Annotated in this window: 12 protein-coding genes; all 12 read right to left on the bottom strand. The window is 72.8% G+C overall.

What is annotated here, in order from left to right; translation table 11 throughout:
• Nucleotides 1–1,950: an ABC transporter permease gene (locus tag DC008_RS21470; protein ID WP_108708340.1), complete on the bottom strand. Its 1,950-nt coding sequence runs from the start codon at nucleotides 1,948–1,950 to the stop codon at nucleotides 1–3.
• Complete coding sequence (locus DC008_RS21465; protein ID WP_164492341.1) at nucleotides 1,950–3,053, bottom strand: quaternary amine ABC transporter ATP-binding protein; 1,104 nt, start codon at nucleotides 3,051–3,053, stop codon at nucleotides 1,950–1,952. The genes DC008_RS21470 and DC008_RS21465 overlap by 1 nt, the downstream gene beginning before the upstream one ends.
• Nucleotides 3,053–4,582: a GMC family oxidoreductase gene (locus DC008_RS21460; RefSeq protein WP_108708339.1), complete on the bottom strand. Its 1,530-nt coding sequence runs from the start codon at nucleotides 4,580–4,582 to the stop codon at nucleotides 3,053–3,055. Before DC008_RS21460 ends, DC008_RS21465 begins: the two co-directional genes overlap by 1 nt.
• 56 nt (nucleotides 4,583–4,638) lie before the next feature.
• Nucleotides 4,639–6,165 carry an aldehyde dehydrogenase family protein gene (locus DC008_RS21455; RefSeq protein WP_108708338.1) on the bottom strand — a complete coding sequence of 509 codons (1,527 nt, stop codon included), beginning with the start codon at nucleotides 6,163–6,165 and terminating at the stop codon, nucleotides 4,639–4,641.
• Nucleotides 6,166–6,375: 210 nt separating this feature from the next.
• Nucleotides 6,376–7,260: a hypothetical protein gene (locus DC008_RS21450; protein WP_108708337.1), complete on the bottom strand. Its 885-nt coding sequence runs from the start codon at nucleotides 7,258–7,260 to the stop codon at nucleotides 6,376–6,378.
• 3 nt (nucleotides 7,261–7,263) lie between these two features.
• Entirely contained in the window at nucleotides 7,264–7,647 is a 384-nt protein-coding gene (locus tag DC008_RS21445) for a hypothetical protein (RefSeq protein WP_108708336.1), read from the bottom strand.
• 40 nt (nucleotides 7,648–7,687) lie between these two features.
• On the bottom strand, nucleotides 7,688–9,547 hold the full coding sequence (locus DC008_RS21440) for a hypothetical protein (protein ID WP_244221391.1): 1,860 nt from the start codon (nucleotides 9,545–9,547) through the stop codon (nucleotides 7,688–7,690).
• 261 nt (nucleotides 9,548–9,808) lie between these two features.
• Complete coding sequence (locus tag DC008_RS21435) at nucleotides 9,809–10,798, bottom strand: malate dehydrogenase (protein WP_108708335.1); 990 nt, start codon at nucleotides 10,796–10,798, stop codon at nucleotides 9,809–9,811.
• Nucleotides 10,799–11,173: 375 nt separating this feature from the next.
• A complete protein-coding gene (locus DC008_RS21430) occupies nucleotides 11,174–12,367 on the bottom strand; it encodes a helix-turn-helix domain-containing protein (protein WP_108708334.1) in 1,194 nt (397 codons plus the stop codon).
• A 457-nt stretch (nucleotides 12,368–12,824) separates the two neighbouring features.
• On the bottom strand, nucleotides 12,825–13,373 hold the full coding sequence (locus tag DC008_RS21425; RefSeq protein ID WP_108708333.1) for a helix-turn-helix domain-containing protein: 549 nt from the start codon (nucleotides 13,371–13,373) through the stop codon (nucleotides 12,825–12,827).
• Between the two features lie 242 nt (nucleotides 13,374–13,615).
• Nucleotides 13,616–14,092 carry a DUF3017 domain-containing protein gene (locus DC008_RS21420; RefSeq protein WP_108708332.1) on the bottom strand — a complete coding sequence of 159 codons (477 nt, stop codon included), beginning with the start codon at nucleotides 14,090–14,092 and terminating at the stop codon, nucleotides 13,616–13,618.
• Nucleotides 14,082–14,936 (bottom strand): bifunctional methylenetetrahydrofolate dehydrogenase/methenyltetrahydrofolate cyclohydrolase, encoded by an 855-nt coding sequence (locus tag DC008_RS21415; protein WP_055625283.1) that lies wholly within the window; start codon nucleotides 14,934–14,936, stop codon nucleotides 14,082–14,084. The genes DC008_RS21420 and DC008_RS21415 overlap by 11 nt, the downstream gene beginning before the upstream one ends.

The following is a 14,936-nucleotide window of genomic DNA, read 5'->3' as shown; positions in this document are numbered from 1 at the left end:
TCAGGCTCCCTTCGTCGCGCGGCGTTCGGTCGGCTGGGTCACCCGGTCGAGCATCAGGCCGAGGCAGACGATCGCGGCGCCGGCCACCAGACCGGTCGCCAGGTCGCCCTGCGCGAGGCCGAAGACGACGTCGTAGCCGAGCGCGCCTCCGCCGACCAGGCCGCCGATGATGACGACGGCGAGGACCAGGACGACGCCCTGGTTGACGGCGAGGAGCAGCGCGCGGCGGGCCAGCGGGAGCTGGACCTGGCGGAGCTGCTGCGCCGGGGTCGCGCCGAGCGAGCGGGCGGACTCCAGGGCGGCCGGGTCGACCTGGCGCAGGCCCTGCGTGGTGATCCGGACGACGGCGGGCAGCGCGTAGACGACCGCGGCGGCGACCGCGGGGGCCCGGCCCACACCGAACAGGGCGACGACCGGGATGAGGTACACGAACTGCGGCATCGTCTGGAAGACGTCCAGGACCGGGCGCAGCAGCCGTTCGAAGCGGTCGCTGCGGGCGGCCGCGACACCGGTCGCGAAGCCCACGACCAGGGTGACGGCGACGGCCGCGAGGACCTGGGAGAGCGTGTCGAGCGACGGCTTCCACACGCCGAGCACACCGATCGCGGCCAGGGCGAGGACGGCGGTCAGCGCGGTGCGCCAGGTGCCGATCAGCCAGGCCAGGGCGGCGACGATCAGCAGGAGTCCCCACCAGGGCAGCCCTTGCAGGCCGTCGCGCACCGGGTCGAGGACCCAGGTGGTGAAGCGGCCGGCCCAGTCGGCGGTGCCGCCGACGACGGGCACACCGGAGTAGAGGTGCGCGGTCATCCAGTCGACGGCGCGGTTGACGGGCTCGGCGATGTTCAGGACCCACGCGTCGGGCCAGTCGAGCCGGCCCACGAGCCGACCGGCGACGGCCACGGCGACGGCACCGGCCAGCGCGACCAGCCACAGTCGCCGGCCGTGGGGGTGCGGCTCCTCGCCGAGGGCCTCCCCGGCGGCGCCGGTGACGCGGTCCAGGACGACGGCGAGCAGCACGATCGGGATGCCGGCGGCGAGCGCGGCGCCGACGTCGACCGAGGCCAGCGCCTGGTAGACGCGGTCACCGAGGCCGCCCGCGCCGATGACGGAGGCGATGACCGCCATCGACAGCGCCATCATGATCGTCTGGTTGAGGCCGAGCAGCAGTTCCTTGCGGGCCAGCGGGATACGGGCGGTCAGCAGGCGCTGCCGCGCGGTCGCGCCGAGCGACTCGACGGCCTCCAGGACCTCCTTGTCGGCGCCGCGCAGGCCCAGGGCGGTGAGCCGGGCCATCGGCGGGGCGGCGTAGACGACGGTGGCGAGGACGGCGGCGGGCACGCCGATGCCGAAGATCAGCACGACGGGCAGCAGATACGCGAAGGCGGGCAGCACCTGCATGGTGTCCAGGACGGGCCGCAGCACCTTGTCCGCGCGGTCCGACAGTCCGGCGGCGAGCCCCAGCAGGGCGCCGACGACGACCGAGGCGAGGACGGCCACGACCATCAGAGCGAGGGTCTGCGTGGTCGGCACCCACATGCCGAGGAACCCGCAGGCGAGGAACGCCACGCCGGTCCCGGCGGCCAGCCTCCACCCGGCGACACGCCAGGCGACGAGGGCCGCGGCGGCGGTGACACCGGCCCAGCCCGCGGCGAGCAGCACGAGGTACACACCCCGTACGGCGAGCACGACCGCGTTGCTGATGTGCCCGAAGAAGTAGAGGAACAGCGGGTGGCTGTCGCGGTTGTCGATGATCCAGGTGCTGGTGTCGGTCAGCGGCCCGGACACGTCGATGGTGAGGGCGGCCGGCCAGCTGCCGCTGGACCAGCGGGCGTGGGCCAGCGGCACCAGGATCGCGGCGACGACGGCGAGCACCGCGAGCTTGCGGACGGCGGGGCGCGCGAGCAGGCCCGGCGCGGCGGGGCGCGCGGCGGTGGCGGTGACGGTCGTCATCAGACCGCCCCCTTGGGCTGCTCCGTTCCGGCCACGACACCGAGAAGCCGTTCGTGGTCCACCACCCCCAGGCAGCGGCCGTCCTCGACGACCCGGGCCGGGGAGCCGGTGCGGGCCACGGCCTCGATCGCCTCGGACACGGTGGCGTCCGGCGCGAGGGCCGGGCCGTTGCCGGTCTCGTCGGCGGATGCGGCGCGCATGGCGGTGCGGACGGTCATGACCTGTTCGCGCGGGACGTCACGGACGAACTCACGGACGTAGTCGTCGGCCGGGGAGCCGACGATCTCCTCGGGGGTGCCGAGCTGGACGACCCGGCCGTCGCGCATGAGGGCGATGCGGTCGCCGAGCTTCAGCGCCTCGCTCAGGTCGTGGGTGATGAAGACCATCGTGCGGCCCTCCTCCTGGTGCAGGCGGACGACCTCCTCCTGCATGTCCCGCCGGATCAGCGGGTCGAGCGCGCTGAACGGCTCGTCGAAGAGCAGCACCTCGGGGTCGACCGCGAGCGCCCGGGCGAGCCCGACGCGCTGGCGCTGACCGCCGGAGAGCTGACCCGGTCTGCGGTGCTCCATGCCCTGAAGGCCGACCTTGGCCACCACCTCGGCGGCCCGCTCGCGGCGCGCGGCCTTGCCGAGGCCCTGGATCTCCAGCCCGTACGCCACGTTGTCGAGGACGGTGCGGTGCGGGAGCAGGCCGAAGTGCTGGAAGACCATGGCGGCGCGGTGCCGGCGCAGTTCGCGCAGCCGGCCGCGGTCCATGGCGCGGACGTCCTCGCCGTCGATGGCGATGCTGCCGGCGGTCGGCTCGATGAGCCGGGTCAGACAGCGCACCAGGGTGGACTTGCCGGAGCCGGACAGGCCCATGACGACGAAGACCTCGCCCTTGCGGACGTCGAAGGACACGTCCCGCACGGCCGCCGTGCAGCCGGTGCGCTCGCGCAGCTCGGCCGCCGGGAGCGCGGCGAGTTCCGGGTCGGCGGGGACCCGGTGCGCCTTCGGGCCGAAGACCTTCCACAGGCCGTCGACGGAGAAGACCGGCTCACCGGTCGGGGGCTTGCGGGTCTCGGGTGTCGCGTCACGAGGCGTCAGGGGAGCGGTCGTACTCATCACGCCTCACCTCCCATCAGGTCCGCCGCCTCCTCCCCGACCATGAGCACACCGATCATCGGGTTCACGGCGGTCATGGTCGGGAAGACGGAGGCATCGGCTATTCGGATGCCTTCGAGGCCGCGGATCCGCAGTTCGGGGTCCACGACGGCCAGTTCGTCGCCGGCGGCGCCCATACGGCAGGTGCCGGCCGGGTGGTACACGGTGTGCGCGACCTTGCGCGCGTACTCGCTGAGCTCCTCGTCGCCGGTGATCTCCGGGCCGGGGCAGACCTCGCGCTTGATCCAGTGCGCGAGGGGTTCCCGCGCGGCGATCTCGCGGGCGATGCGGATGCCGTCGACGAGTGTGCGGGCGTCGTAGTCGTCCTCGTCGGTGAAGTACCGGAAGTCCAGCGCGGGCTTCACGGACGGGTCGGCGCTGGTCAGGTAGAGCCGGCCGCGGCTCTTCGGCTTGGGGATGTTCGGGGTCATGGAGACACCGAACTCCGGCCGCTGGTAGCCCAGTCGCTCCGGGTTGTCCGTGAACGGGATCTGGTAGAAGTGGAACATCAGGTCGGGGCCCGGGTGTTCGGGGTCGCGCCGCACGAACAGGCCCGCGTCGGAGTCCATCGCGGAGTTGTCCGGGATGGGTCCGTCGGTCTCCCAGACGATCACGGACTCGGGGTGGTCGAGCAGGTTCTCGCCGACGCCCGGCAGATCGTGGGCGACCGGGATGCCCAGCTCGGTCAGGTCCCGCGCCGGGCCGACGCCGGAGTGCAGCAGCAGACGGGGCGTGTCCACGGCGCCGGCGCACAGGACGACCTCGCGGCGGGCCCGGATCAGCGTCTCCTCGCCGTCCTTGGTCCGCACGTGCACGCCCTCGGCGCGGGTGCCGTCCAGCTCCAGCCGGTACGCCCACGTCTCCAGCAGGATCGTGAGGTTCTCCCGCTCGTCCATGACGGGGTGCAGATACGCCACCGACGCCGAGGAGCGCTTGTTGTTCTCGGGGTGGTAGGCGAGGTCGAAGAAGCCGACGCCGTCGGTGAACGGCTTCTTGTTGAAGCCCTCGACACGTGGGACGCCGAGCGTCTCCCGGGCGGCGTCGACGAAGTCGCGGGCGATGGCGTTCCGGTCCTTCTCGTCGACCGGGACGATGTTGTTCTTCAGCCGGGCGTAGTACGCCTCCATGGGCACCGCGCCCCAGCCCTCGGCGCCGGCCGCCTCCCACTCGTCCCAGTCGGACGGCAGCGGCTTGAAGGCGATCAGGGTGTTGTGCGAGGAGCAGCCGCCGAGCACCCGGGCCCGGCTGTGCCGGATGTGGCTGTTGCCGCGCGGCTGTTCGGTGGTCGGGTAGTCGTAGTCGAGTTCACCGCCGAGGAGGCCCATCCAGCGGCGCAGGGTCAGGACGTCGTCGCGGCCGACGTCACTGGGGCCGCCCTCGATGACGGCGACGGTGACATCGGGGTTCTCGGTGAGCCGGGAGGCGATCACCGAACCCGCGGTGCCACCTCCGACGACGACGTAGTCGTAGACAGGGGTGTTCTCGGACATGAGGGGGGTACTCCAGGGGCTTGCGACGTCTCGTACGGCGAGAAGGGGTCGAAGTGTCAGCCGGCGAACCAGCGCACCGGGCGGGGCGCGAGGTTCTGGTACACGTGCTTGGTCTCGCGGTACTCGGCGAGTCCTGCGGGGCCGAGTTCGCGTCCTACGCCGCTCTTGCCGAAGCCGCCCCACTCCGCCTGCGGGAGGTAGGGGTGGAAGTCGTTGATCCAGACGGTGCCGTGGCGCAGCCGTCCGGCGACCCGGCGGGCGCGGCCGGCGTCGGCGGTCCACACGGCGCCGGCGAGGCCGTACTCGGTGTCGTTGGCGAGGGCGACGGCCTCGTCCTCGGTGCGGAAGGTCTCGACGGTGAGGACCGGGCCGAAGACCTCCTCGCGGACGACGCGCATCTCGCGGTGGCAGTGGTCGAGGACGGTCGGCTCGTAGAACCAGCCGCTCGCCGGGCGGTCCGCGGACGGCTCGGGACGCCGGCCGCCGGAGCGCAGCACGGCGCCCTCCTTGAGCGCGGACTCGACGTACGCCTCGACCTTGTCGCGCTGCTGCTCGGAGACGAGCGGGCCGCACTCGACGCCGTCGGCGGTGCCGCGGCCGAGGCGGATCTTCTGCGCCCGGCGGGCGAGTTCGCCGACGAAGCGGTCGCGTACGGGCTCCTCGACGATGAGCCGGGAGCCGGCCGAGCAGACCTGGCCGCTGTGGATGAACGCGGCGTTGAGGGCCTGGTCGACGGCGGTGTCGAAGTCCTCGTCGGTGGCGCAGGCGTCGGCGAAGACCACGTTGGGGTTCTTGCCGCCGAGTTCGAGCGCGACCTTCTTGACGGTGGGCGCGGCGGCCTGGGCGACCTTGGTGCCGCTGGCCAGGCCGCCGGTGAAGGAGACCAGGTCGACGTCGGGGTGCTCGGAGAGCCGGGCGCCGACGGAGTGGCCGGGGCCGGTGACGATGTTGGCGGCACCGGCGGGCAGGCCGGCCTCGGCGAGCAGGTCGATCAGGGCGATCGTCGTCAGCGGGGTGATCTCGCTGGGCTTGACGACGAAGGTGTTGCCGGCGGCGAGCGCCGGGGCGATCTTCCAGCTGGCCTGGAGCAGCGGGTAGTTCCACGGCGTGATCAGCGCGCAGACGCCGACCGGCTCGTGCACGACGACGCTGTGGAGGTCCGGGGACCCGGCGTCGACGACCCGGCCGGGGGCCTCGGCGGCGACGAGGTCGGCGAAGTACCGGAAGGCGTCGGCGACGCAGTCGATGTCGACGCGCCCCTCCTCGACGGTCTTCCCGGCGTCGCGGCTCTCCAGCAGGCCGAGCTTCTCGCGGTCGCGCACCAGCAGGTCGGCGACCTTGCGCAGCAGGGCCGCCCGGTCGGCGACCGGGGTGCGGGGCCACTCCCCCTGTCCGCCGTCGAAGGCGCGCTTCGCGGCCGCCACCGCCAGGTCGACGTCCTGCTCGTCGCCCTCCGCGACCACGGCGAACGGCGACGCGTCCGCGGGGTCGAGGATCTCGCGCGTCGCGCCGGAGACGGCGCCGCGCCATTCCCCTCCCACGTGGATGGTGCCGCGTGCCTGGAGTTCCGTACTGTCCGCCATGATCGGTGTTGCCTTCCGTTCCTGTCACGAACCCATGCGTCACACAGGGGTCACTCACGGGACCGAGTGCACCTGCCCGCACCCCTCGCTTACATGCGCGATCGGCGAACGAAAGTGCGCCGGGTCACTGGAGATCCGCCCATAACCTGACATAGCGCATCGCCACCTCGGCCTGGGCCGGGTGCGGGTTCGAGAAACGGCGGCCCGGCGTCAGCTCGGGGTGAACGCCGACCGTGCGTTCTGGAGGGTCTCCTGGCTCGTGGGCCAGTCGTCCGTCGTGCCGCGGACGACCATGGCGTACAGACCGCCGTCGTCCGTCCGGAACACCCGGTCGACGGCCCTGACCCGCTCGCCGAGGTCCTTGCTGTCGTACTCGTAGACGAGTTCGCTCGCATCGGTCTCGCCGGGGACGGGGCCGCGGCTGATCTCCGTGAAGCCCGGCTGCTCGGAGAGGGTCTTGAAGGCCTCGCCCAGGGCCTCGTCGGGGGTGAAGCCCGGTTCGACCACCTCGAAGATCTGCAGCAGACTGCGCTCGTCGGGCGAGGTGTAGAAGACGACGGCCCCGGCGTCGCGCTCGCTGCGGGTCCAGTCCTCGGGGACCACGGTGGTGAAGCCCGAGGGGTCGTCGACCAGGCGGTGGCCGGCCGGTACGTCGGGTGACTCGGACGCGGCGGAGAACGTGTCGTCGGTCGGCTCGGCCCAGTCGGACGTGGCGTCCGAGGGCCCTGTCGGGGCGTCCTCGGAGGTGGCGGACGTGCTCGACGCGGTGCCGCCCGCCTTGTCGTCGCCGTCGTCCCCCGTGCCGCCGACCGCGAGCCAGGCCGCCAGCGCGGTGACCGCGACCGCCGCCACGGCCGCGCCGGCGATGACTCCGGTGCGCCGGCCGCCCGGCGCACCGGGCGGTACGGAGGGCGGCTGGGGCCGGCCGGGCGGAGCCGGCGTGTGCCGGTCCCCCGGCGCCTCGCCGCCGGAGCCGTCCGTCCCGGGTGGCCGAACGGGCGGCGGGGGCGGGGCGGGGTGACCGTCCGCGCCCACCGGCACCCACGACTGGGTCTCCTTGTTCCACCGGACCTCGCCGGCGCCCCGGCCCCCCATCGTTCAGCCCCCGATGAGTCCGGCCACGGCCGTGCCGAGGGCCGTCGCCGACGTGATCGCGCCGAGGACGCCGCCCGACGCCTCGAGGGCCGTACGGAGCCGGGTGAGGACGCCCGGCTGGGCCTGGCCGGTGGTGGTGACCTGCCGCTCGGTCTCCTCCAGGCTCGCGGAGAGTTCCCGCGTCTCGGGGGTGACCGGGTACCTCTTCAGGTCCTCGCCGAGCTCGCGGACGGCCTGGAGCAGCGCCTGGTACGACTCGTCGGCCGGGGCCGACGTCGACGTGTAACTGGCGCTCGCCCCGGCACCGACCGCGATGCCGTTGCCGGTGACGGATCCCCCCACATAGGTGCCGGAGCCCTGGGCGTCGCCCGCCGGTGACTGGTTCATGTCGTCCTCCCGTTGTCTGCTGGTGCTTCGGCGTCCGCCGCTACTTCGGCGCGCCGCCGGAACGTGCCGACGGAGCCCCGGACGGCTTGCCCGCCGGCGCGGTGGCCTTGCTGTCCCTGCCGATGGCGATGCCGTTGCCCTGGACCGAGCCGCCGACGAAGGTCCCGCTGTTGTTGAACACGTTGGTGACCTTCTGCTCGAACTCCGCGATGTCGTACCCCGCGTTCCACAGCGCCTGACGGACCCCGCCCGCGATCCGGTCCTGTACCGACTTCAGATAGCGGGCGATGTCCATCTCCTGGAAGAGGGTCGCCCGGTCGTCCGCGCCCAGTTCCCGCACGGAGGCGCCGGGCCCGTCCGGCAGCGTGTCCGCGTGGACGCCGGTGAGCTGGCGCCACTGCTGGGCGACGGCGCGGACCAGGACGCGCAGGGCCTCGCCGGTGGTGGCCGGGACGCGCAGCAGCGCGAAGACGTAGCGGCCGAACCCGCCGCGGTGCAGATGCTCGTGCGCCGTCCTGTCGGCGGTCGCGAACAGCGGGTCGACGGGCGGCAGTACGTGCGGCGCGACCTCCAGCATCAGCATCCCGCCCTGCGTGTGGACCCGGACGAACACGGTGACGACGATCTCCTCGTCCCAGCCGCCGACCCGGACGCGCAGGAAGTGCCGCCGCTGCTCGCCGCCCTCCTCGACGGCGTCGGCGCGGTGCATCGCGTACGTCTCCGGCGTGTACGGGAAGGCCATCCGGCTCGGCAGCCCTTCCGCGGGCAGGAACACGCACTCGTCCACGACGAGTTCGCGCAGCCGGTCGATCACGACGTCGGACGCCTGCAGGGACGTGCGGGCCGACGGCTCGCGCAGTTCCTCCAGCAGCGGTCGGATCTTCTGCAGGACCGTGTCGTTGTCGAGCGGCTCCGCGGGCGCGGGCGCCGCCCCGGGCTTGGTGAGGGCGTCGATCGGCGAGTCGCCGTCACGCGTGTCGCGGGGGCGCAGCTCGATCGAGAGGGACCACGGTTCGAACGGCACGCCCGCGCCGCGGAACGGATCGGACTTCGCGTAGAGGATCAGCGGCGCGTGCTGTTCCTGGCGGACACGCCGGCTCAGTTCCCGGAACCGCGGCCCGGTCGCGGCCTCGGCCGGGTCGCCGGCGACATCCGGGAAGCGCTCCTTGGACAGCTCGCCCGCGATGGTGCGCGCGAACAGACCGCGCTGCCCCACGCTGAGCAGGGCGAGCAGCAGCGGCAGGGCCAGCAGACACGCGGCGGTGAAGCGGTTGAGATCCGCGAAGTCGCCGGCCAGCAGGTCCGGGAAGCCGAAGTCGCCGCTGCCCGACGAGTCGAGGAAACCGTCACCGGAAGTGCCGAAGGAGCCGGAGACGCTCCCGTCGGACGCGGCCTCCTCGGCACCGGCGACCAGCACCAGGATGAGAAGGCCGTACAGGCGGAACAGGTCGATACGCCCGTACCAGCGCAGCGTGAAGGCGACGAGGCGACGGATCAGGGCGAAGTGCTGCGGAAGCTGCCTGTCGACGGCACGGCTGCCGCCCAGCCGGCGGCCCAGCGCGATCAGGAGGATCGGAAAGACCACCATCACGATCAGCCACTTGGTGAGGACCGCCGCGACCACCCACAGGCCGGCCATGCCGGCCGCCCAGGCCACTTCCTGACGGCGGGCGCGCAGGGCGTGCGCGAGAACCCGGGCCGCGTCGAAACCGTAGGAGGGGGCGGCGAACCGCTCACGGTGCACATACAGCTCGTCGATCACCGCGTCCCGGTAGCCGACGTGCAGATACGTCCCCGCGCACAGCAGCCGGCACGCCTCGCTCCGCGCCGGATCGACCGGACGGCGTTCTCCGGTTCTCGGCTCCGGCGCCCGCTGGGGCGGGAGCTGCGGCTGGGTCATGGATCGTCCCCCCGACGCAAAGCAGTCGTTCCTGTCCGTGAATCCATGGCCATGGATCAACTGTGTGGCGGAGCAAGGGAGTTGAGCAGGCCAGGATCGACCAGCATAGGACACCGCTGTGACACCAGTCACCTGAAGCCGACGTCTCACCCCCGGCCCTCACGTTTCCCGCGCAACCCCGAACGCACCGGTCCCCGGACGGCTGTCGCCGTCCGGGGACCGGTGGTGGTGAGTCGGGTCGGACCCCTCGGGGTCGGACCGTCAGATCAGGCCGAGGGCGCGGACCGCCTCGCGCTCCTCCTCGAGCTCCTTGACGGAGGCGTCGATCCGGGTGCGGGAGAACTCGTTGATCTCCAGGCCCTGGACGATCTCGTACGTGCCGTCCTTCACGGTGACCGGGAAGGAGGAGATGAGGCCCTCGGGGACGCCGTAGGAGCCGTCCGACGGGATGCCCATGGAGACCCAGTCGCCCTCGGCGGTGCCGTTGACCCAGGAGTACACGTGGTCGATGGCGGCGTTGGCGGCGGAGGCGGCCGACGAGGCACCGCGGGCCTCGATGATCGCGGCACCGCGCTTGGCGACGGTCGGAATGAAGTCCTCGGCCAGCCACTTCTCGTCGTTGACGACCTCGGCGGCGTTCTTGCCGGCGATCGTGGCGTGGAAGATGTCCGGGTACTGGGTGGCGGAGTGGTTGCCCCAGATGGTGAGCCGCTTGATGTCGGCGACCGTCGAGCCCGTCTTCTTCGCGAGCTGGGTCAGCGCGCGGTTGTGGTCCAGGCGGGTCATCGCGGTGAAGCGCTCGGCCGGCACGTCCGGGGCGGCGGCCTGGGCGATCAGCGCGTTGGTGTTCGCCGGGTTGCCGACGACCAGGATCCTGACGTCGTCCGCGGCGTGGTCGTTGATGGCCTTGCCCTGCGGCTTGAAGATGCCGCCGTTGGCCTCGAGGAGGTCACCGCGCTCCATGCCCTTGGTGCGGGGGCGGGCGCCCACGAGCAGACCGACGTTGGCGCCGTCGAAGGCGACGTTCGGGTCGTCGGTGATGTCGATGCCCTGGAGCAGCGGGAACGCGCAGTCGTCGAGCTCCATCGCGGTGCCCTCGGCGGCCTTCAGGGCCGGCGTGATCTCCAGGAGCCGCAGCTTGACCGGCACGTCCGCGCCGAGCAGCTGGCCTGAGGCGATGCGGAAGAGCAGGGCGTAACCGATCTGGCCGGCCGCGCCGGTGACGGTGACGTTCACGGGAGTGCGGGTCATGGCGTTCTCCGTAGGACAGCTGTCGGTGGGTCGTCCCCGCCCCTGGGTGCGGGACGTCAGGATGATCGATCTCTTGGCGTCGAGAGATCCACCGGTCAGGCTATCGCGCATCGGAGGGCGCGCACGGCCGGGTCCCTGTGGCCCGGCCCACAGAGTCACCGGTATGGCCAGGAAGGACCGTGCGGTCGCGGGAACGAGGAGGCGGCCACCGGTCCGGGAGAGCAGGACCTGGCGGCCGCCGGGTGGGGGTACCGATGCCGGACTCCCGTGGGGGTACCGTGCGCGTGCCCCGTAATCCGGCGCCCATTCCTGCCCCGCCGGATTTCTTCCCGGCCCCCTGTGCGGGCCGGGTGTCCGACGGGGCCGGGCGGCCCGCTACTTCGTGCAGCCGTCCTGTCCGGCGGGCAGCGTCACACAGGCGACGGCCTCGCCCGCGTCCTTCACCGCGACCATCGGCGTGTAGGCGATCGTGTCGCCGGCCTCCGTGATGGAACCGGTCTCCTTGGCCTTGCCGACCGCCACCGAGACCTCGGCGCCCTGCGACGCCTGGGTGACCCGGCCCCACGCGGCGCCGCACGTCTCGCTGTAGCGGACCTCGACCACGGCCGTGCCGACGGTCGTGGTCTTCGCGGTGGTCACCAGGTCGCCGCTGCACCCCATCGCCTCGGCGTCCTTGCCGGTGCAGGAGTCGCCGCTGCACTTCACGCCGGGCGGCAGCTCCGGGTCGGTGGTGACACTCGGCGCGGGCGACTTGGCGACCCCGCCGTCCGGCTTCCCGCCGCCCTCGGTGAGGTAGAAGGCCAGGCCGATCACGACCAGTACGCCGACGACACCCGCGAGGAACATCGTCAGCCGCCGCTTGCCCGCGCCGGCGGGGGCGGGAGCCCGCCGGTCGGCCCGGGGACCCTGCGGCGGCTCGCCGAACGAGCCCTGGGCGCCGGGCGGATAGGCCCCGGCCGGCGACGCGCCGGTCGGCGCGGGGCCCCGATAGCCCGCCACGCCCCAGGAGTTGCCCCCTGAGGACTCGGCGTCCCGGACGTCCCCGGAGTCCCGCGCCGGGGCCGGACGGCCCGAGGAGTCCCGTACGTCGGGGGCGGACGGCTGCACCGGGACCGAGGGGGCCACCCCGGCGGGACCGGCCACGCCCGGTGTCGCCGTGGCGCTTCCGCCGCGACGGGCGCCCCGGCCGGTCTTGGCGCCGCCCTTGGCAGCACTGGCCGGCGGCGGTCCGAACTCGCTCAGGGCCGCGCGGGCCTGGGAGATCCGGATCGCCTCCATGGTCATGTCGTGGCGCATCTCCGAACGGCTCCAGGCGCGTTCGGCCAGCTCCCACATCGTTGTCAGGTGCACCGGGTTGGTCCCGGTGACCTCGGCGAGCGCCACGATGGCGCCCTTGGGCGCGAGCAGCCGTCCGTTCAGATACCGCTCCCAGGACGTCTTGCTGTAGCCGGTGCGGTCGGCGAGCGCGGCGATGCTCAGACCACTGCGGTCGACGAGCCTGCGCAACTGGCTCGCGAACTCTCTGACCTGCGGATCCATCTCATCCGGCAAGTCCTTCCAACGAGGCATTGTCCCCCCTCTTCCCCCGGTTGGTGCTGGTGTTACTCGCGATTCCCCCGCGCGTGGTGCCCTCTGCCGAGTCCCCGGTGTGGCTACCCACAGGGATGCGCCCACTGAGGATCTCAGTTCCCGGGGTGGGGGCGCACGGGAGCATCGGGACCGTGAGCGTGCACCGTCGCACGCCCGACCGGTCGCGTCCAGTGTTCCACCGGCTCCCCCGGCCGGCCCACGCAACCCTGGTAGTAAGCCCTTGCGGTACCGCGGAACGCCCCGGACCGTCCCGATCGACCACGCTAGCCCTCCGGTCGAACGGCTTTCTCGCACATGCGCGAACTTGTCAACACATCGCCACATGGAACGCACAAAAACGATCACTGGGGTCGCACGCGCAGCATTCGGACACATGCGCGCCCTCTCACCCCGGGCGGCTCCTCAGCGCGCCACCGCCCCTGTGGGCCGGCCGGGCTCAGCCGAAGGCGAGGGCGCCGATCACGGCCGTCAGCGCCAGGACGGCGGCGAGGATCAGGGCGGTCGTCAGCAGGCGCCGGGAGGAGGCGGCGGGGGCCGGTGGCGGCCCGCCCCACCAGGGCAGGGTCGGCTCGTCCTCGTAGTCGTCGCCGGGGTCCTGCGCGGCGGCGGTCTGCGTGGGCGTCTCGGGGATTGGGGGCGCGGCGTCGTCCGGCTCTCCCGGGAGCGCTGGGGACGCGGCGTCGTCCGGCTTTCCGGGGAGCGGCGTCTGCTTCGGCCAGACCTTGACCGCCAGCTCCCAGCGCACGCCGAAGCGCTCGGCCTCCTCCGCCCCGGTCCCGGCGACCCGGCACAGCGCGACGACGGCCTGCCGGGGCGGCGGCTGGGTGGCGTTGAGGTACCGCTGCCAGGAGGACTTGCTGTACGCGGTGCGCGCGCCCAGCGCGACCAGGCTGAGGCCCGTGCGGTCCTTGAGCAGCCGTAACTGCTCCACGAAGTGCCGCACCTCGGGCGGCAGACCCTCGGGCAGCGGCTGCCACGCACCCATCGCTCACCTCCGAACCGACTCGTTCGGGTGACGACGCGACGGCGCGCCTTGGTTCCCGGTGCGTGGGGCGTAGCGGAACGGTCACTTCCGTGCCACAGCGCGCGGACAGCCGTTGAACAGGGACTCCGCCGTGCCCGAGGGTTGACGCACGACGGCGGCCCGTCCCTCTTCGGGGGAGGGGACGGGCCGTCGTCGTGCGCGAGGTCTCGGTCGTCGACTCGGTCGTGGACTCAGCCGTCGACTCAGTTGTCGACCGTGAAGTGCAACGCGTCGTTCAGGAACGGGATGGTCAGCACCGGGTTCGGCTGGGCCATCAGCGCCAGCAGCACGATCGCGCCCCCCAGCACGCCGTACGTCACCATGTCGGTGAAGCGGGAGCGCACCGCGAGCATGCCGACGCTCGGCAGGGCCCAGCGCAGCACCGCGCCGAGCAGCAGTGCGCTGCCGATCAGCAGCGTGCCGGCCCGGAAAACGTCGAGCGCCGTGACGAGCAGCCCGACCGCGACCAGCCCGCAGACGACCAGCACCGGCCACTGCCGGGCCGGGGCGGGGGCGTCGCCGGGCGCCGCCCGGCCGCCGCCCTCCGGGCGGGCCGTGTCCTTGGTGAACAGCGGGAAGCGCCGGGTGGTCCGCCGGGGCGTGCCGTCCGCGTCCGGCGCGCTGATGGGGTCCCGGACCTCGATGTCGTCCGCGCCGTCGGCGCCGCCGTCAGCCGACACTGCGCTCCGCCGCCTCGACCACGTTGACCAGCAGCTGCGCCCGGGTCATCGGGCCCACGCCGCCGGGGTTCGGGGAGATCCAGCCGGCCACCTCGGCGACACCGGGGTGGACGTCGCCCACGATCTTGCCCTCGGCGCTGCGCGAGACGCCGACGTCGAGGACGGCCGCGCCGGGCTTGACGTCCTCGGGGCGGATCAGATGGGCGGAGCCCGCGGCGGCCACGATGATGTCGGCGCGCTTGAGGTGGGACGACAGGTCACGCGTCCCGGTGTGGCACTGGGTCACGGTGGCGTTCTCGCTGCGGCGGGTCAGCAGCAGCGGCATCGGGCGGCCGATGGTGACACCGCGGCCGACGACCACGACCTCGGCGCCCTTGATCTCCACGCCGTAGCGGCGCAGGAGGGTGAGGACGCCGTTGGGGGTGCAGGGCAGCGGGGCGGGCTCGTTCAGGACGAGGCGGCCCAGGTTCATCGGGTGCAGGCCGTCGGCGTCCTTGTCCGGGTCCATCAGCTCCAGGATGCGGTTCTCGTCGATGCCCTTGGGCAGCGGGAGCTGCACGATGTAGCCGGTGCAGGCCGGGTCCTCGTTGAGCTCGCGGACGACCGCCTCGATCTCCTCCTGCGTGGCGGTGGCGGGCAGTTCGCGCTGGATGGAGGCGATGCCGACCTGTGCGCAGTCGCGGTGCTTGCCGGCGACGTACTTCTGGCTGCCGGGGTCGTCCCCGACCAGGATCGTGCCGAGGCCGGGCGTGACGCCCTTCTCCTTCAGCGCCGCCACGCGGGCGGTCAGATCGGACTTGATCGCGGCTGCGGTGGCCTTGCCATCGAGAATCTGGGCGGTCAT

It is taken from the genome of Streptomyces nigra, from assembly GCF_003074055.1.
In the GTDB taxonomy this organism is placed as follows: domain Bacteria; phylum Actinomycetota; class Actinomycetes; order Streptomycetales; family Streptomycetaceae; genus Streptomyces; species Streptomyces nigra.
This window is presented reverse-complemented; position numbering and strand designations above follow the sequence as displayed.